The sequence below is a fragment of the Pseudoalteromonas sp. bablab_jr010 genome (genome assembly GCF_016464105.1).
Classification (GTDB): domain Bacteria; phylum Pseudomonadota; class Gammaproteobacteria; order Enterobacterales; family Alteromonadaceae; genus Pseudoalteromonas; species Pseudoalteromonas simplex.
On record NZ_JACDWV010000082.1, the window covers coordinates 47575 to 68104 of the forward strand.

The following is a 20530-nucleotide window of genomic DNA, read 5'->3' on the forward strand; positions in this document are numbered from 1 at the left end:
GGTGATAGCCAGTATATGCAGCCAAAAATAGACTTTGCAGCGTTAGAAACTCAATGTCGAGACTTTATTTTGTCTTTACTCCATGCCGATGTCGCACACGATATTAGTCATATCGAACGAGTAGTGAGGGTTGCAAAACAATTGTGTATTGCCGAGCAGGCAGAAATGGCCGTGGTGTTACCCGCAGCTTGGTTACATGATTGTGTTGCGGTTGCAAAGAACCACCCAGATCGGGCAAAAGCATCGACCATGGCCGCAGACAAAGCGCTAAGTTTTTTAGCCTCAATTAATTATCCTGAGCAGTATTTTAGTGCTATTCATCATGCTATTGCCGCACATAGCTTTAGTGCCAATATCAAAGTACAAAGTGTCGAAGCGCAAATTGTGCAAGATGCAGACCGAATGGATGCATTAGGTGCAATCGGGGTGAGCCGCTGCATGAAAGTAGGGGGCTCAATTGGTCGCTATCTGTATCATAAAGACGATCCATTTTGTTTAAACCGCGAACCTGACGATACAAAATACACCCTCGATCACTTTTTTATTAAGCTGTTACACATTGGTGAGAGTATGAACACGCCATCAGCAAAAGATGAAGCCAAACGACGTACAGATTACATGCTCGATTTTTTAGAGCAGTTAAAAACAGAAATAGGTGAGTAACATGGCTATTCCAGCTTTGTGTGGTGTTGATCATTGCCACTTAAATGTTGATGACTTAGCGGCTGCTGTAAAATGGTATCAACAAGTACTTGGTTTTAATGTGATACCGGAACTTGCATTTTGGGATGAGGGAAAAGGCCCTTTAACCTTAGAAGATCAAGCAAAAACAATTCGTTTGGCACTGTTTGAAGCTGACGGTAGAAGCAAAGGTATTGCTTTTGGCGCAAATGCAACACAGTTTTTAGCATGGCTTGAGCATCTAGCTCAGCTTGATATTAAAACTGTTGTTGCCGATCATGGTGTTACTTACTCAATGTACTTTAAAGATTGTGCTGGTAACAGCCATGAAATAACCTCTCATGATTATGAAGCTATAAAATCAGCTCTTACCTAAAGGTTTTAATAAATGCACTTTTCATAGTGTATTTTAACCTTCATGCCGCTTCGCCTTATAAAAATCAAGCAATACATTTTTCACTATCCTTCATACGGCTTTTTCACTCATTTTTACGTTGTTATTAACTTTCAATTTGTTTCATTTTATGTTTTTTATTTGCGATTCTTTCGTTTTTGAACCTTAATTACTCGGTGGTTTATATTTTTTGGTTCTTTATTGCTACTAAAGGATAAGTCCACAGAATCTAGAAATTAAGTTTTATCACTTACAGGAGCTAGCATGAGAAAAATGACAATAAAATTGGCAGTAGTCGGTATGTTGAGTAGTTGGAGTGCCCAAGCTAATACGGTTGAAGACAGGGCCGCGTCGATTTGGTTTAACTTTAATGATGTAGGTCGCGGTAACACGATCATGCAGGATGTGTATGTGCCTAGCAATGGACTTACTAAGTACACCTACTATTCAGTGCTTAACTGGAATGCGGGCATGGAAGGTGGGGGCTATGCTGGCATACAAGATCACCCTGATGGCCGCAATTACATATTTTCCATATGGGATCCGCGCAGCTCTTCAAAGCCAATTGTAGCCCGCTATCTTGGTCATGGTACGGAATCTGAAAATTTTGGCGGTGAGGGTACAGGGCTAAAAACATGGAACTTTGATTTAGGGTGGCAAGCTAACCAATGGTATACCTTAGTGGCAAAGGCATGGCCGGTAGGTTCACATACTCATTTCGGCTATTGGGTGCATGATCAGGCTGCTGGAGAATGGTCGCACTTGGTGACCATGGATTACCCTGTAGCTGATGTACGTTTTGAAACGACAACAGGGTCATTTGTTGAAGATTGGTGGTATAGCGGCGAAAACGCGAGAACTGTGAGGCTCAAAAATGGCCATAAAAAGCTCGAAAATGGTAGCTGGATTGGCTTTGATTCTGCAAATTTTAGTGTTGTCCAACACCAACCAAAACGTAATTACGACAATAACTATGATGCAAGCGCAAACCCAAGTTATTTTACTATGACAACTGGCGGGACAACCTCACCTACGTTAAGTATTAGCAATCAAACCTGTACGGATGCATATGGTAACTTGACAGCGTTTTGCGGGAGAAATTCACTTTTTCCGTTAACAAGAAACAATGTAGCGGATACCCCCAATCAACCTAATATTGAGTTCACCATCACTGATGCCACTACGCGAAGCGTAAGTTGGCAAGTGCCGCAAACGAGCACCCCTCAATTTAGCTATTCTGTGATGATAAACAACGTACTCGTTGCATCAGCAAGCCAACCAGAAAAGCGCCAAGTAGATATTATTGCGAGTGAAAATGACAACGTTATCATTACCCTCGAAGATATTTTCGGTCGAACAGTTTCGCACTCAGCGACTGTCACGATTGATAATACGTCAGCACAACACTACCTGATCGACAGCGCCACATTGACGGTAAGTTCTAACTCGCAATCAGAGCCTTATCATGAATTGGCAAACGCATTTGATGGAGACAAAACCACGCTGTGGCACACCAGTTGGTCAACTCCACAAGTGCCTAGTTACCCTCACGATGTCATCATTGATCTTGGTAAACACTATGAGTTGTCAGAGCTTCATTATACGCCACGCGCTGTGGGCGAAAATGGATCAATTGCAGACTATGAAGTGTATGTAAGTCATGATGGTGTAACCTATGATGAATTAGTTGCTGCGGGTACTTGGGATGCCAGCAAACAAGGCAAAGTGGTTGCACTTAATAATACGCAAACGCGCTTTATAAAATTGGTTGGCTTGTCAGAAGTAAACGCGAATGTATGGGCTAGTGCGGCAGAGATTGAGCTATATCACACTGGAAAACTTGATAGTTCGAGCTTTGTTGTGAGTAGCGACTCGCAGGCAGAGCTTGGCGAAGAAATTATCTACGCCTTTGATAATAATCCAGCCACCATTTGGCACACGAATTGGTCTGGCAGCACAGTGCCTGAGTACCCTCACTCGGTTGATATAGACTTAGGTAACCCGCAAAGCTTTTCAAAAATTACCTATCTACCAAGAACCATTGGCGTAAACGGCACTATTGCAGACTATGAGGTGTATGTGAGTGACGATGGTATCAACTTTGGCTCACCCATCGCTGTTGGTACATGGGCTGCGAATACGCAAATCAAGCAAACACAGTTTGCACCTGTTACTGCACGGTATATTCGTTTAGTCGCACAAAGTGAAATTAATGGTCGCATTTGGGCAAGTGCAGCAGAGATTGCTGTTTATAAGTAATTGATACCATATAAGAGATAAGGGCTCAAAAGAGCCCTTATCCAACATTTTAATTTATGTTAACTCCTTGCAGAGTAAAGCTATATTCATACTCTGAGGCTGTCAGCGTGTATTCTGGCAGTGCTGTTGTATGCCAACTGTTAACGCCGCCAACACCCATTTGCCCATAATCAATATTCAGTGAAACGAGTGGACGAGGCTGAAGTTCACCGGAATGTGTTTGGCTTCGTCGCATGCCGGGGTCTAGATCACTGATCCTGTAGTGTAAAGCACTCATACCAAAATGAGGTGCACCAGTAATTTTTAATCCTACACCTTGTTGATTGGTCAAGTGAATCCAGCGTACTTGCGTTTTATAGCCACTTTCTTGCGGTCTGATGTAAGGGTGATATTGCTGTGACACTTTAGAGTGATATAAACCAACATGTGCTGCGGTATGTCGATCACGATAATTTTCCTGTGGTCCCCGTCCAAAGTAGGTAATATTGTTAAGCTCGGCAAATAATTCCAAGTTCATACCGACGCGAGGGATCATAGGCATATCTTGCATAGATGAACTGAACTTGTAATCGACCTTTACTTTGCCATCAGCTGTGATGATATAAATAATATTTAATTTTCCAGAAACATCTGGCACATCAAACTCAGTGGTAACAACAACTTGGTTTTCAGCTTCTACTAAAGTGAATTTTGTACGCTGTTGACGGTCTGAGGCGTATTTCCAAACCCTTAACTTATCTTGCCAATTTCCGCCGAAGTCATTATCAGTAGGAGCGCGCCAAAAGTTGGCTCTGGCAGGTGTTTTAATTAATTCAACCTCGTTAAAGCGATAGCCTGTTAACTCTGCTCGCGCGTGATTAAATCTTACTACAAAGTTATTACCAATAATCTCGCTATCGGTAACGGTTCGATAAACATTGAGTTTTCTTAAATCAGTCTGTTGTTCTTTCGCACGTGCTGTTTGTACTAAAAATTGCTCTTTTGCGATTTCAAAACTTTTTCCTATTAGTGGCTCATCAAGCCGCGTCACTACACTTACATTCAAAAATACTTCATCATTGATTTCTTTTGGAGTTGAATAGTTAAGCGTGAAGTTAGCGGATTGCTGTGGTGGTATTTCAAGTTTATTGATGCGGCCTTCTTTAAACACCTTACCATTGCTCATCAATTGCCAATTTAAACGGTAATGGTTGAGGTTTTTGAAAAAGTTTTCATTAAATACAGTTAGCTCTTTGTCATTGAAAGAAAACAAAACAGATTGATGAACTTTTTTAATTTCATATAGAGCAGGTTCCGGTGTGCGATCAGGTAAAACAATACCATTTAAAAGAAAATTACCATCTGAAGGAGTGCCTGGAACACCAAAATCCCCACCGTAAGCATAGATAGTTTTGCCCTCAGAGGTGGTGGTTTGTATACCTTGATCAACCCAGTCCCAGATAAAGCCACCTTGTAACTTGTCGTACTTACGTATTTGATGCCAAAAGTCAGCAAAGTTACCCACACTATTGCCCATAGCATGCGCATACTCACTCATGATCATACTGCGCTCAGGGTTTGACTCGGCGTATTCTTTTAGATATTGCGGAGTAGGGTATTGGGGGACATAGAGATCGGTATTCCATTCAAAAACAGCGCGTTCGTACTGGATAGGACGAGATGGGTCACGAGATCTTACCCAGTCATAACCATGATAAAAATTGTAGCCATTACCAGCTTCATTGCCAAGCGACCAAATGATTACTGAAGGATGGTTTTTTGAACGTTCGACCATGGCCGAAATTCGTGCAAGATGGGCTTTTTTCCAGTCGGGGTTATTTCCTAATGTGTGGCCCTTTGCCAAATTATAATACATGCCATGTGATTCAATATTGGCTTCATCAACCACATAAATGCCGTATTTATCGCATAATTCGTACCAGTAAGGATCGTTAGGATAGTGAGCGAGTCTCACGGCATTAATATTGAATTGCTTGAATAGTTTTATATCCAATTCCATGCTTTCTCGGGAAACGGCATGCCCTGTAATAGGGTCATGCTCATGCCGGTTGACCCCTTTGATCAAAATAGCTTGGCCGTTAATAAGCAGTTGGCCATTTTTAATTTCTGAGGTTCTAAAGCCAATCTTTTTCTTAACGTATTGACTTAACAGCTTCTTATTATCAAAAAGTGATATGCTTAATTCGTAAAGAGTGGGCGATTCAGCAGACCAGGCTTTTATATTTTTAAATTGTTTGTTGAATTGAACTGTTTGGCTGAGCTCTTTTTTGGCTAAAGTTTGCTGGGTTTCGAAAATGATTTCATGGTTAGGATTTTTGAGCTGAATTTGCAGTGTCTGCTCTTTATTTGATGGGCTTAAATCAACAGCAAGGTTTAGATTTCCATCTTTGTAGTTATTAACTAAGCCGGCATTTACAAACACATCTTCAATATAATCTTTAGGTGTATAGTACAGGTATACATCACGCTGAATGCCGGAGATCCGCCAAAAATCTTGAGCCTCTAAATAACTACCATCGCTCCAGCGAAACACCTGAACTGCCAGTGTATTTGACCCTGACTTTACATAATCAGAAATATCAAATTCTGCAGCGGTTTTACTTCCTTGGCTATAGCCTATCTTATGTCCATTTACCCAAAGGTAGAACGCTGATTTAACGGCGCCAAAATGTAGAATTACTCGCTTATCAGTCCACAGTTCATCTAAATTAAATGTTCTACGGTAATGGCCAATTGGGTTGTCGTGTTGTTGAATAAAAGGCGGGTTTTTCGCAAAAGCGTAGGGGTGGTTAACGTATATAGCACGATCATAACCTTGCAACTCCCAATTTCCTGGCACTTTGATTGTTGACCAATCACTATCATTAAAAGTAGGGCTCTCAAAGTCTTTCAATCTTGATGCGGGGTTCTTAGATAAATGAAAACGCCAGATACCATTTAAATTCAAATAGTTTTGCGCTTGATCTGGCGCTTGTAAATTTGCAACGGTGTAGGGAAAAAAGCTTGCCCTAGCGGGTAATTTATTTATTCCGACAACTTTTGGATTTTCCCAATCATTGCTAAGTGCTGCAAAGGCAAAGTTAGACCAAAGACAGACGATTAACATTCGTTTGATTAAACTAACACGGTTATTTATTAAGTTAATCATAAATTGATTCACCTTAATTTGTTTCATAATATTTCAAATTAGATTATCAGCCTTTCAAAATATTTCAAATTCACTTTGTTGTTTTATTTGTAAAAATTAAAAAGAATCATGTTGAAGTTGAAAGTCCAACTCTTGTCAGTCAAAAATGGCTGCTTCAGCTGATAATAGATTCAATTTTGTTACTTTATGCTTATCCTGCTTCTAGTGAGGTACCTTACTTACGTAGTTCCTTTTTCGAAGACTTTCGATTTAAGTCCAAATATTTTCCCTTTAGTTCCATATTGATTGAGTGTTGATTTTTAACTAGTTTTTTATCTAGCGATAAAAATGCGACCATTAAATTAAAAGAAAATGAAAGTTTTATTGTGTTTTCTATTGATTTTTTTCTTTCGAAAGGTGTAAATTAATTGTTATACATCTACAGATGTTCTTTCATGGAATAACTAATTCGGAGAAGTGCAATGGTAAATTACAATAAGAAGTACCTAAGCTTGCTCATAGGTTCGATACTTTCGACCTCCTCAGCAGTCGCATTAGCGGCAAATGAGCAAGACCCACAACTAAAAGAGACTGACGATGATGCTGTTGAGGTAATTGAAGTTCGCGGTATTCGTAACAGTTTGAAAGAATCTTTATTTATTAAGCAAAACTCAATACAGGTTGTTGATGCAATTGTTGCTGAAGATATCGGTAAGTTCCCTGACCAAAACGTAGCCGAAGCATTACAACGCATTTCGGGTATTACGATTACGCGTAATGCCGGAGAAGGGCAAAATGTCACAGTGCGTGGTTTAGGTGGGGACTATAACATTACAACCATAAATGGCCGACGTATGGCTTCAGAGCATAGCAGCCGTGACTTTAATTACGACTTGATTGCAGCTGAGCTGTTAGGTGGCGTTGAAGTATATAAGTCTCCCGTTGCACACACTCAAGAAGGTGGAATTGGATCTGTTATCAATATCAAAACACGTAGACCGATGGATTTTGATGGCTTCACGGCATCAGGTTCTATAAAAGGTATTTACGAAGATCGAACCGAAGATGTAACACCTCAAGCTTCATTTCTATTAAGCGACACGTTTTTCGACGACACATTTGGTGCCCTTTTCACTGCAGTTTATTCTGAGCGAACTTTAAGGATCGACAGTTATGAAGGTGAAGGCTTTTGGAATGAAACAACGGAGTCAGATATTACGGTTCGCCAAGATGTGAATGGTGATGGGGCATTTGATCCGTTAGTTGATAACGAGTGGGGCTCAATCATACCGGGCTATATGCGTTATGGTAACCAAGAAGATACTCGTGAGCGTATTGGCGGAAGTTTAGCATTACAATGGATCCCGAACTCTGACTTTGAAATGAATTTTGATAGCATTTATTCATCATATAAAACGGATGCAACAGAGTCGCAAATTTCGTTTGTTACATATGATGAAAGTTGGACCGAAGGCATACCTGGCGTTAAAGATGTTGGTTTTAATGATGAGGGTTTAGTTAATAAAATGACTTTATTTGGTACTGGAGCGATGGCTGAAATACTTAATGTATCGTCGCCTCGAGTTACCGAAACGTATCAAGTTGGTGTGAATGCAAAATGGTTTGTTGCTGATAACTTTAGTGTTGCATTCGATGTTGCGCACTCGAGTTCAGAAAATAAAAATGATGGTCACAATAGATACATTGTAGCACGTGGTTTTGTTGATGAAATTATGCTAGATAAATCAGGTAATAACCTTTTACCTGATGTATCAATTTCTCCTAACTTAACTGCGAACTCTCCTTTTGGCGCCCACTACAGTTATAACAGTGGAACAGGTGTTAAAGATGTCGTAAATGAACTTCGTATTGACGCACAGTGGATGCCAAATGTTGATTGGATCAAATCAATCGATTTTGGTTTAAATATTGGCGATCAAACGAAGACCACAAATGTTAATTCGTCAGAAAATGCCAGTGCATTTAGTAATGCTGGAGCGCAACTTGATTCTGAACGTTATGATCACTTCAGCGTAGATTACTCATCAGTTGAAAATATTAACGGCTTTGACCTATTTAGACTCCCTGAAAGTGTGTTAATTGATGGTGACTTTGAGAACTTCTTTAAAGGTGAACCCGGTCAGCACCCTAATCCGTGGCCTCGTTTTGACTACGATGAGTTATTCGCATTTTATGAATCTATTAGTCCGGAAGCTGCTAATCAGTTAATTAAAGCGCTTCCGCGCCCTAAAGACTCATATGAAGTAAATGAGCAAACCAATGCAATTTACGCATCCGTGAATATAGAAGACAAAGTTTTTGGCTTTCCTTATGCTTTAAATTTAGGTGTTCGGGCTATTGAAACAACTGTAGGTAGCCAAGGTTATTCACTTAATTTAGACAAAGTTGTATTTGTTCCTGATAAACAAGGTAATCCAAGCTACGAAGGTAAAGTTGAAGATTATCAGGATATTGTGGAATTTGAGGATACGTATACGGATGTATTACCAAGTTTAAATCTAAAACTAAATTTAACAGATACTTTATTACTTAGAACAACAGCTTCAAAAGCAATTACTCGCCCAAGTATCCAATCACTCAAGGCTTGGAGTTACATCAACTTCAATAAAATGGAATATCACGCCTCAAATCCTGGACTCGAACCGCTTCGTGCTAATCAAGCAGATTTAGCTCTTGAGTGGTATTTTTCTGAGAACGGTGCACTCACTGCTGTTTATTTTTATAAAGATATCGAGTCATTTGTCATAAATGGTGAAAATGGATCAATAGATATCAATGGAGAAACCTTCAAAGTACAGTCATCTATCAATGGTGACGGTGGAGGTACCATTGAAGGTTATGAGATTGCCTATCAGCATGCCTTTACGGAATTACTACCAGCGCCATTTAATAATTTAGGGGTGCAACTTAACTACACCTATGTTGACTCAGGGTATGATCAGGTTCCTCAAGATCATCCTGAATACGACTTTAGAAGCCTTGGTCTTCCTTATCAAGGAATGTCCGAGCATTCTTATAACGCAGTCGTGTACTACGAGACGGATGACTTTCAATTACGCTTTGCCTATAACTGGCGCGATGAATATGTTGCAAATGCAGATGCATGGGGTGGCCCGCAGTGGGTTGCAGACTATGGCCAGTTAGACTTCAGTGCTAGTTACGATATTACTGAATCAATCAATTTAAATGTTTCAGGTAATAACTTAACCAATGAACGTGGCTGGCATTATATCTCTCGCTCTGATCAGGTTCATAAACTTGATAGTGCTGGGCGCCTATTTACCTTTGGGGTTAATGTCAGGTTTTAATAGCAGTAGATAAATTCACGGCAATAGTTGTATTGCCTAATTTAAAAAGAATAAATATAAGTGAGTAAATTTATGAGCTTAACAAATAAATTATCTGTGCTCAGTATTGCGGTAATAACAGCAACACTGTTCGGTTGCGGGACCGAAGAGCCTGAAGGCTCAGTTGGATCTACAGGAAAGCAAGTTGTTGCAACCCCGGGATCGATTGATCGAGCCCCTTCAGTATGGTTGCGCTTTAATGATAACGCGGCTGGGGACATCATCATGCAAGATGTGTATATTCCGGCAAAAGGTTTAACACCATATACATACTATTCGGTTCTAAATTGGAACGCAGGTATGGAAGGGGGCGGTTATGCTGGCATACAAGATCATCCCGATGGCCGTAATTTTATATTTTCTTTGTGGGATCCTTCAAATGGTGAACTTATCACTGCACCATATCAAGGTGCAGGTACTAAAGTAGAGAACTTTGGTGGCGAAGGTACAGGGTTAAAATCATGGAATTTTGAACTTGGATGGCAGCCTGATCATTGGTATACGCTGGTGGCTAAAGTTTGGCAAAAAGATGGCCATACGCAATTTGGCTATTGGTCAATGGATAAAGAAACGGGTATTTGGACACATATAGTCACCATGGATTACCCAGTTGAAAATGTCTACTTTAATAGCAATACAGGCTCGTTTGTAGAGGATTGGCTGGGGACGGGCGATCAAACCCGCACTGCATTATTTACCGCTGGTCATAAACGTCAGTTGGATGGTTCTTGGGCTGGGTTTACTAAAGCAGATTTTAATGTCATTCAAGAGGAAGCAACTGCAGCATACAATGAAAGCTATGATGCGACATCAACAAGTGAATATTATCGGATGAGCTCTGGCGGCAGTATTTCTCCTGATGAAATTGAAGCAGCAGATGTTTTATCTCGTCCTTATTCTTCTTTCTCACCGCAAAATAGCCCTTTGGCAGCAACGATTGACTCTATTGATACTCAAAGTATTCGTTGGTCAATTCCGGCAACATCTACGCCTATGTACAAATACACGGTTATCGTCAATGGTGAGGTAGTTAGTAGCGGGCAAGATTTATCAGCGCGTGAAGCAAGTTTCAGCGCGATTGCGACAGATGCTGTCGTTGAGTTACAACTTGAAAACATTCTTGGCAAAGTTACTAGTTATACAGGCACTGTAGCGGCTGGACTTACAAATAATGATGATACAGTACTTTTTGATACTGAATCAGAGCCTTTAATTAGTGGTGAAGCTATGACAATTGACGCAATGAGTAAAGGAGAAACGCGTCTGTATGAGGTCATGGCTATAGATTCTGCAAATAAACTAACCGTAGAACTAAGTGGTAATGCTGGTGATGCAGATATTTATGTCACTGCAAAAGAAGCTGCTAACCCTGATAATGCAGAATGTATCGGCTATGGTGGCACGAGCAATGAAACTTGCATCGTTGCTGTAAATGTACGTAAAGAGACGCCTTATACAATCCTTGTTGTTGCACGCTCTGATGTTGAGGGTTTGAGTTTAACTGCTACACATGATGGCGAAGAAAATGGCATGCTAAATAGTGCTAATTTTGTAGTCACGGGCAACACACCTGCACAACCGGGTAATGACTTAAAATATGCCTTTGATGGCGATGATTCAACCATGTGGCACACCTCTTGGGGTGATGATATGCAAGAGTATCCTCATGAAGTTGTTATCGATTTAGGCGAAACAGTTGATGTAAATCGCTTTGAATACACGCCACGCCAAGACGGCGGACGCAACGGAACGATTGTTAGCTTTGAAATTTATGTTTCAGAGTCGTCAGTTGATTATGGTGAAAAGGTTCATTCAGGTACCTGGGCTGATAACACTAACTTGAAGCTAGAAGTCTTTGGCCCAGTAACAGGTCGATTTGTTAAATTTATCGCTTTAGAAGAGCGTGGTGGTGGTGCATGGGCTTCAGCTGCTGAGCTGCGAGTCGGCATTGATGATGGCAACGTATATGAACCTATTGATGGCTCAGGCACAGGTGATGAAGATGAACCTGTTGAAGAGCCTGCTACTGAAGCGGTCGAAGTAAATAGTACGCTTTTAGATAATACGACATTTAGCTACTCATCAACATCTCCTGCACAACCAGGCAATGAGTTGGCGCTTGCTTTTGATGGCCAAGATGACACGCATTGGCATACCAATTGGGATGATACATCCGTTGTTTATCCACATGAGGTGGTCATCGACTTAGGTGAGAATTATGCTGTCAATCGCTTTGATTATGCGCCACGAGATGGTGGCGGTAATGGTACAGTTGTGCAGTATGAGTTATATGTAAGCGAAGATGAGCAGGCTTTTGCTGACGAACCTGTATCAAGTGGCAGCTTTGCTGATAATGGCGATGTTAAAACGGTGACGTTTAATGATGTAACAGGTCGTTTTGTTAAGTTTGTTGCACTCGCAGAACGCGGTGGTAACCCTTGGGCGGCAGCAAGAGAATTAAATGTGGGAGTTAATTTAACTCAAGCAATTGATATGAGCACAGTTTCTGCAACATCAAGTTCTGCTGCTGAGGTTGGAAATGAACTTGAGCTTGCATTCGATGGTGATATTGACACGCACTGGCACACTTCATGGAGTGACAGTTCAGTTACTTACCCACACGACGTTGTTATTGATTTAGGGCAGTCTTATGAGGTTGCTCAATTTGACTACACGCCTCGCCCAGGTGGCGGTAATGGTACTGTAGTTAAATATGAAGTGTACGTAAGTGAAACCGCAACTGAATTTGGTGAGCCTATTGCACAAGGTGAATGGGCTTCAAATGGTGATGTAAAATCAGCCATTCTTCCAGCGACAAATGGGCGTTACGTTAAATTTGTTGCTCTTGAGGAGCAAGGTGGTGGTGCTTGGGCATCTGCGGCAGAGTTCTCTGTACGTATAAATCCATAAACTGTTTTAAGGAGCACTATTCGTTATTACGGATAGTGCTTTTTTGTGGGAAAGAAAATGAACAATCACAGAATAAAAACGGCTGTTTTATCGCTTTTTTTGACCTCCTTGGTCGCATGTGGAAATCAGCAGTTACAGTTAGAAGATAAAAAGATAGAAACAACGCTCAGTATTCCAGTGGCAGGAAACAGTTGGATTGATAATAATATTGAGCTGTCAGATAAGCTGATAGACAAGAGTGGTGTGACCCATTGGTTTGCGGAACAAGGCAGTTTAAGCACTTATTTTTACACATCTAAAACAGGAGAGTTAGCCGTTTCTTTGCAAACCTTTGTGAAAGACAAACCTGCAACAATTGAAGTTTCGATAGCTGGGCAAAGCAAAATTGTAACAGTAAAAAATAATCAACCAATGAGCGTACCTGTTGGTACATTTAACCTTGATGAATTAGGTTATCAAAAGTTAACCATCACGGGATTAGAGCAAGCAGAAACGCTTTTACCAGCCATAAGTGAGATTAAAATCGGCGGCGAAGTGGCTTTAGGTAAAGTTAGTTATGTTAAAGATGACTTTTACTGGGGACGTCGAGGCCCTTCGGTTCACCTGCAATACTCGTTGCCTTCTCAAACGATGAATTACCCGTGGTTTTATAGCGAAATAGAAGTGCCAAAAGGAGCCGATGCAATAGGCTCGTATTACATGGCGAATGGTTTTGATGGGGGCTATTTTGGTATACAAGTAAACTCTGATAGTGAGCGCAGAGTGTTATTCTCTATTTGGAGTCCATTTTCAACAGATAATCCTTCATTAATTCCACCTGAGTACCGAATACAGACCTTAAAGCATGGTAAAAATGTGCATGTAGGTAAATTTGGCAATGAAGGCTCTGGCGGACAAAGCTATATGCGATACGATTGGAAAGCTGACACGCGATATGGTTTTCTAACTCACATTAGGCCAGTTGAAGGAACTGAAAGTACTGATTTCACAGCATACTTTTATGATCCTATGGTTGAAAAATGGCAGTTAATTGCAAGTTTCAGGCGCCCAAAGACGAGTATATATCATCAAGGCACCTATTCATTTTTAGAGAACTTCATACCTGGGGCAGGGCAATTTGAACGTCGTGCAATTTATACAAACCAATGGGCTAAACCTGAGCGAGGGGAATGGCAAGAAGTGACCCAAGCTAAATTTACTTACGATGCCACAGCCAAAAAAAATGCGCGTTTTGACTATCAAGGCGGTACGACAGAGAAAGGGTTTTACCTAAAAAATACAGGCTTTTTTTCCGCTCCCACTCCTTATGGCAGCGAGTTTGAAAGAAGCCCTACAGACATTCCTAAAATAGATCTTAAGTCTTTACCTTAGTAATAAAAGAGCCTCCAGATAGGAGGCTCTATTTATCGAGTGAATGTATTTTTTATTTCTATAATTGCATCCAGCTGACCTATAAATAAGTCGACTAACTGTGGATCAAAGTGCTTACCAGATTCAGATTTGAGAAGTTCGACAGCTTGGTCAACAGACCATGCTTTTTTATATGGCCTTGTTGAGGTTAGTGCGTCGAACACGTCGGCAATACTCACTATCCGGCCTTCAATACTAATCTCTTCACCTTTTAGTCCATAAGGGTAGCCGCTTCCATCCCATTTTTCATGGTGCTCAAGTGCCAGCTTGTGTGCTAGCTGTAATAAAGGCGAACTAGAGTTTTCTAAAATCTTCGCCCCGATTGTTGCATGTTGCTTCATATGCTCGAATTCATTTTCATCCAAGCGCCCAGGCTTCAGAAGCACGGCGTCAGGAATACCGATTTTACCAACATCATGCATCGGTGCTGCTTGTCTTAGTTGCTCAGCTTGAAATTCAGTCATTCCGTAGGCAAGTGCAAGTACTTTACTGTAACGGCTCATACGCGCAATGTGTTCACCAGTATCTGTGTCTTTGTATTCTGCTGCACGTCCTAAACGGTTTATCAAATCAATATGAGCGAGCTGTAATTGCTGTGCTTGCACTAATGATAAATGAGTTTTAACACGTGCTCGGACAATTGCAGGGCTGATGGGTTTTGTAATGTAGTCTACCGCACCTAGCGCAAAGCCTTCTGATTCATCTTGTTCATGTGATAAAGCCGTCACAAAAATAATCGGAATATGAGCGGTTTCTGGTGTAGATTTCAGTATTTCACAGACTTCAAAGCCATTCATATCTGGCATCATCACATCTAATAGAATTAATCTTGGCGGCTCATTCTTAATAAGTTGCAATGCAAGTTCACCTGATTTCGCAAATGATAAGCGGTAGTCATTGCCTAATACTTCACGCATTACTTTAAGGTTAGCGGGTTCATCATCTACGATAAGAATTCTTTCGCGCTCAATAAGTTCGCTCATGATTTCTCCTCACTTGCAGTTATTTCACGTTGCAATTTTTCAATCGCTTCCTGTGCAGCATTAAAATCAAAATTGTCAAAATGTTCACAAATTTCATTTATTTGCGATTTAAAAGCAGGCTGGGTGTTCGACGCCACTTGAGCCAAAAAGTCATCGTCAATTTCGGCATGTTTTGCGTGCTCTAGCAGTGTGTCTAAGGCTTTATTTAGCTCACTCGTAGGCATCATAGTAACTGATGTTTGTTCCTCTTGAGTTTTTGTTTCGGCTATTTTTGAGCGTAAAAAATGCCATTCATCTTCACATGCATGGATGAGTGAAATAAAACGAGTGCCTCTTAGTTCATTCTCTGCTTGAGAAAGTAAATGTAGCAGTTTTCCTAGCGCTAAATTCCCGGCAACGCCTTTTAAAGTGTGCAAAATTGTTTTCACCTCAGAACTATCAGTATTAAGCTCTTTTAAACGAATCATATTGGCATAATGATCAGATAAAAACGCTGCTATTTCTGAGTTTAGTTTTTCGCTACTTCCCCACATTTTCAGGCCTTTTGCATAGTTGATATGCTGCTTAGATTTATCTGGCTGTTGTTGAGATATTGTATTAACTTCTAACCCTAAAACCTTTGCTATTTCATGGTTAACTTGCTGAATATCAACGGGCTTATTAGCGAAGCCATTCATACCGGCTTGTTTTGCGGTTAATTTGTCTTGCTGTAAAACACTGGCAGTTAGGGCAATGATAGGGGTATTTTTGAGTTGTTGTTGCTGCTCTTTTTCTCGAATCACTTTACACGCTGTAATCCCGTCGCACTCTGGCATGTGTATATCCATTAAAATTACATCAAAGCTATTTTTTTCGAAGGCGCTGATAGCCTCTAAGCCATTCTTCGCTTTTGTAACAACATGACCAGCTTGAGAAAGTAAAATATTCAGTAACTCGAGGTTTTGTTCTATATCGTCAACAACTAGAACTCTCAGAGGCGGCAGGTTTAAGATATTATTACTTAATTTATCAACTTTATTAATATCACCTTCTTTTAGAGGTAAAGAGAAAAAGAAACAACTTCCTTTGTTTTCTGTGCTCACAGCACTAATGCTGCCACCCATTAACTCTACCAGTTGCTTACTAATCGTTGTTCCTAACCCTGTGCCACCAAAACGGCGAGTCATAGTTCCATCAGCTTGCTCAAATGGCTGGAAAATTGCTTTTAGTCTATGTTTTGCGATACCAATGCCTGTATCTTGCACTTCAAAAAACAACTGGTTGTTTTGCGTTTTACTGATACTAATTGTCACAGAGCCTGTTTCAGTAAATTTAATCGCATTACCAATTAGGTTGTTTAATACTTGGCGAATACGCGAATCATCTCCAATGTATATTGGCGCAACATTTTCGGCTATTTTTAAATCGAGAAGTAAGTTTTTTCGTTTCGCTTCAAGCCAAAAGGTTGAAACGATATTATCTAGTAGAGCCTGCAAATTAAAGTGTTCAAGCGTGATATCTAATTTACCTTTTTCTAGCTTTGCGGAGTCGAGTACATCATTTAATAAATGCAATAATGACCTGGCCGAACTATTCACAGTAATTATATGCTTTTGTTGTTCTTTGCTAAGCGGGCTATCCATCAAAATATCACTAAAGCCAATTATAGCGTTCATTGGTGTGCGGATTTCATGACTCATATTCGCCATAAATGCTTGTTTGGCTTGTGCAGCGGCTTCAGCTTCTTGCTTGGCTGTCTTTAACGACTCCTCATATTCATGACGTGAGGTTATGTCGACTAGCACGCCATCTATCCATTTGTCGTTGGTATCTGGATTATGGTTAACTGTGCCTTGATCTAGTACCCAAACTGTTTGGCCATTACGGTGTTTAATTCTATATTCAACAGCGTATTGGTTAGAATTTGAGATGGCGTCGTCTAGGGCATCTGCTATGTGCTGCTCATCCTTGGAATTTATGATATCTGCAAATGCTACTTCGTTTGATGTGAACTCCTGTGCTGTGTAACCGGTTAATTCAAAGACTCGTGGGCTAATAAACAGCATCGTCCAGTTTTTATCAAGTAAACAACGAAATACAGCACCAGGTGTATTATTCATTAAGGTACGATATTGTAGTTCTTTTTCTTCTAGACTCTGTTGCAGGGCGCGTTGCTGAGTTAAATCAGTAATAAACCCTACGAATAGAGTCTCTTCACCTGGTTGTTTCACTTCTCCAAGGCCAAGACGAATAGGAAATAAATGGCCATCTTTATGTTTTGCGCAAACATCTCTGTTGATGCCAATTACTTTTTTAAGCTCATGATTGCCACTATTTAATAAGTAATCATCATGATGTGCAGCAATTTCGTCATTCATTAGAATTTTAACGTTTTGTCCGAGAACTTCCTGTTGCTGCCAGCCAAAAATAGCTTCTGCAGATTTATTAAAGCTTAAAATTTTTCCTTTAATGTTAATAGTCACAATGCCATCAATAGCTGTACTTAAAATAGCATCTAAACGAGATTCTTCGGCAGATTTCTCCACCAACAGCATACGATAGCGAACCATTCCATTGATAATGCCAACGAGTGCAGTTAATAAAACGGTGGCAAACGCGACGCAAATAGCAATAAGTTCAATATGTGATGTATCAACTTTATCGGATAAGAGGGGCGAAGTCGCAACAAAGCGAGTCGCAGCCATTCCCATGTAATGCATACCGGCAACGGCAAAACCAAGAATAATGCTGCAAATTATTCTACTTTGAAAGTTAGATAAACGCTTAAAATGGTCACTCAAATGAAAGCGAGTGTATAAGCCTATGAATGACAGGCCAACAGCGACAACAATAGATGCAGCGAACCACCAAGGGTCATAACGTAACAATGGACTCATTTGCATCGCAGCCATGCCTGTATAATGCATGGTGCCAATACCTGCACCTAATAATACAGAACTGACTAGAAGCTTTAACGTTTTTGGGATCTGGGTATTACCCTTGCGCCGAAGAAAAGAAAATGCTGTTAAACACGCGAAAAATGCCGGTACAAACGAAAAGAATGTTAAAGTCGGATCGTAGTTAATTGTTGTGCATAGTGAAAATGCCAGCATGCCAATGAAGTGCATACTCCAAATACCACCAGATAAAACCAGTGCGCCAGTACCATTGGCGAGTTGACGGTAAGAATTAAAGTTAGTTTTATTTGCAAGATCAATAAGGTGTAAAGAAAAATAAGCGGCAAAGACGGCCGTGGTAATCGACAAAAGGACTAGAGTCGGGTCGTAGGTACCGTTTATTAATAAATCTGAACTTTGATCAGTAAGAAAAAATTCTGCTAGCATAGAATAAGTTAAAGGCTGCATGTGCTTTCAGTCTAATACAATTTAAAATTTATTAAGAGTAAAAGATGTGAAATTAATGAATTTAATTATTTTATATTAGCTATAAATGCTTAGTTTTAAATTCATGTTTTTTATCCATCACTTTTTATCAATAGATACTGTTAACGCGTCATGCGTTTGACGAATACGACAACGAATAAAGCGAGTGAAAAGCTCCCACAAAATGCTTCAACTGCTGCAATAAATCGAGAGAAACCAATAGGTGTTATGTCACCGTAACCTAGAGTCGTAAAGGTAACAACACTAAAATAAATGCTATTTAGAAATGCAAATAAATTGTCTTCAATAGAGTTAGAAAAATCTAATCTTATTAGCGTATCTTGATAATTCACCCCAAATAAAAAATAACAGAGTGCACAACAAATAATAAGCGACAAACTAAAACGAATGACATTCTCAGGCTTTTCGCCATAGCCGCATAACATATCGATAAAGCTTGAAGTTATTTGTTTACTTGAACCTTTAGGGTATTGCGCATGACGCATGCGCAATTCTTTATAAGTAAAGTTACCGGCAAGCTCAAATAGTCCTTGATTTTCAGAAGCTTTTCTTAAATTACGGTATATTTCTTCAGATTGTTCGAATAAGTCTCGTGCTTCTGAGTTGTGCTTATTCTTGCGGGCTTTAATGGCCGCCGTTTCTTGCAGTAATTGGTCGCCTAGCTCGATATTATCAATTCTGCTGTCGTTGAGTTTGATACCTAATAAGTTGGTATTTCTTAAGTCACAGTAATGCAAACTAGCACTGTGAAGGTTAGCTTTCATTAGTGAGGCATTAGCAATCTTATTATTAAATAAATGAGCGCCCGTTAAATTTGCTCGATAGAAGTTGCAGTAAGAAAGGTTATAGCCCTCTTCATCATCCTGTTTGATTAAGTTAAGCCCAGAAAGATTTGCTCGCTTTAATTGTAACCCTTCTAGTAAGCCTCCTTTTTTGGCATAGCGTTCTAATTTTTGGGTTAGATCTAGCCCTGATTTATCAAATTTACTATCATGCCAAAAGCAAAATCCAGAGCCCATATCTGTTTCTTGGCACTTGTTACCTGTTGGTGAGGTATAACTACAACATGGTTTGTCAGGCATAAGGATGAAAACTTATTTGTGAGTCATCTTTATAGATTAGCAGCTATTTAGCAGGGTAAAATGGAATCTCTCATTTTTTTATTAATTGAATTGGCTTACTTTTGTTGGATTACACCCTAAAGCGCAGTAAACGCAGAACAACCGTGGCAATTAAAGTTGCTGAGCAGAAACTCACTGTTTATGCGCCTTTTTATGTTCCACAAACTGAAATAGATGCCTGGCTAAACACTAAGCAAGATTGGGTCGCTGAACAAATAGCAAAGCAATCTATACAAGCTGAGCATCGCCAATTGCCATTAGTAAACGCCACTATTAAGTTGTTTGGGCAAAACGTCCCGATAGTATTCGGCAAAGGCCCGAAAAACACTTGGCATCAAGATGCGCGGCATCAGCTTACCTTACTAATATCATCACGTGTCAAACATCAAGAGGCTAACTACCTCGCTTTGCTTGAGCAGTTTATGCATGAAAAGCTTGAGAGCTATATCGAAATGCGAGTGCATGATTACTGCTTGCAAATGTCTGAGACGTTGCCTACAAAGCTTAAAATTCAACATTATAAACGTCGCTGGGGCAGTTGTAACAAACGCCGTGAGCTGACTTTTAATTTACATTTAGCAAGTGCGCCAACCTGGGTGATTGATTATGTAGTTGTCCATGAGCTTGCGCATCTTTTACATATGAATCATAGCGCTAAGTTTTGGCAACGTGTGAGCCAGTTTTATCCAGACTATAAAAAAGCAGAGCAATGGTTAAAAGCGAATGGGAGCAGTTTGAGTTGGTAGATTAAGTTAGCGAGAGTAAAGCTAGAAAGAGTAAAGCTAGAAAGAGTAAAGCTAGAAAGAGTAAAGCTAGAAAGAGTAAAGCTAGAAAGAGTAAAGCTAGAAAGAGTAAAGCTAGAAAGAGTAAAGCTAGAAAGAGTAAAGCTAGAAA

Annotated in this window: 11 protein-coding genes; 7 read left to right on the forward strand and 4 right to left on the reverse strand. The window is 40.1% G+C overall.

Features of this window, described 5'->3' with window-relative positions:
- The first annotated feature begins 15 nt into the window (after positions 1–15).
- From JIG37_RS07465 to JIG37_RS07475, 3 genes are all read left to right on the forward strand, one after another.
- Positions 16–663, forward strand: a complete 648-nt coding sequence (locus JIG37_RS07465; protein WP_054553661.1) for an HD domain-containing protein — start codon at positions 16–18, stop codon at positions 661–663.
- Positions 656–1057 carry a VOC family protein gene (locus JIG37_RS07470; protein WP_171043846.1) on the forward strand — a complete coding sequence of 134 codons (402 nt, stop codon included), beginning with the start codon at positions 656–658 and terminating at the stop codon, positions 1055–1057. Before JIG37_RS07465 ends, JIG37_RS07470 begins: the two co-directional genes overlap by 8 nt.
- A 282-nt stretch (positions 1058–1339) precedes the next feature.
- Positions 1340–3334: a discoidin domain-containing protein gene (locus tag JIG37_RS07475; protein ID WP_199529085.1), complete on the forward strand. Its 1995-nt coding sequence runs from the start codon at positions 1340–1342 to the stop codon at positions 3332–3334.
- A gap of 49 nt (positions 3335–3383) precedes the next feature.
- Here the strand turns inward: JIG37_RS07475 and JIG37_RS07480 are convergent, their stop codons facing one another.
- On the reverse strand, positions 3384–6482 hold the full coding sequence (locus tag JIG37_RS07480) for a glycoside hydrolase family 2 TIM barrel-domain containing protein (RefSeq protein ID WP_199529086.1): 3099 nt from the start codon (positions 6480–6482) through the stop codon (positions 3384–3386).
- A gap of 461 nt (positions 6483–6943) precedes the next feature.
- Here JIG37_RS07480 and JIG37_RS07485 point away from each other — a divergent pair, with 461 nt between their 5' ends.
- From JIG37_RS07485 to JIG37_RS07495, 3 genes are all read left to right on the forward strand, one after another.
- Positions 6944–9790: a TonB-dependent receptor gene (locus JIG37_RS07485; RefSeq protein ID WP_138602118.1), complete on the forward strand. Its 2847-nt coding sequence runs from the start codon at positions 6944–6946 to the stop codon at positions 9788–9790.
- Positions 9791–9862: 72 nt separating this feature from the next.
- Complete coding sequence (locus tag JIG37_RS07490; protein WP_199529087.1) at positions 9863–12739, forward strand: discoidin domain-containing protein; 2877 nt, start codon at positions 9863–9865, stop codon at positions 12737–12739.
- Positions 12740–12796: 57 nt separating this feature from the next.
- Positions 12797–14110, forward strand: a complete 1314-nt coding sequence (locus tag JIG37_RS07495) for a DUF3472 domain-containing protein (protein ID WP_199529088.1) — start codon at positions 12797–12799, stop codon at positions 14108–14110.
- Between the two features lie 32 nt (positions 14111–14142).
- Here the strand turns inward: JIG37_RS07495 and JIG37_RS07500 are convergent, their stop codons facing one another.
- The 3 genes from JIG37_RS07500 to JIG37_RS07510 all read right to left on the reverse strand — a co-directional run bounded on the left by JIG37_RS07500 (position 14143) and on the right by JIG37_RS07510 (position 19597).
- The gene (locus tag JIG37_RS07500) at positions 14143–15132 is read right to left on the reverse strand and encodes a two-component system response regulator (protein ID WP_054553654.1); all 990 of its coding nucleotides are present in this window, start codon (positions 15130–15132) and stop codon (positions 14143–14145) included.
- A complete protein-coding gene (locus JIG37_RS07505) occupies positions 15129–18455 on the reverse strand; it encodes an MHYT domain-containing protein (protein ID WP_199529090.1) in 3327 nt (1108 codons plus the stop codon). Before JIG37_RS07505 ends, JIG37_RS07500 begins: the two co-directional genes overlap by 4 nt.
- A gap of 161 nt (positions 18456–18616) precedes the next feature.
- A complete protein-coding gene (locus JIG37_RS07510; protein ID WP_054553653.1) occupies positions 18617–19597 on the reverse strand; it encodes an ion channel in 981 nt (326 codons plus the stop codon).
- Positions 19598–19701: 104 nt separating this feature from the next.
- On the opposite strand from JIG37_RS07510, the gene JIG37_RS07515 reads away from it, so the two are divergent.
- Positions 19702–20382, forward strand: a complete 681-nt coding sequence (locus JIG37_RS07515) for a SprT family zinc-dependent metalloprotease (RefSeq protein ID WP_166339736.1) — start codon at positions 19702–19704, stop codon at positions 20380–20382.
- Positions 20383–20530: the final 148 nt, after the last annotated feature.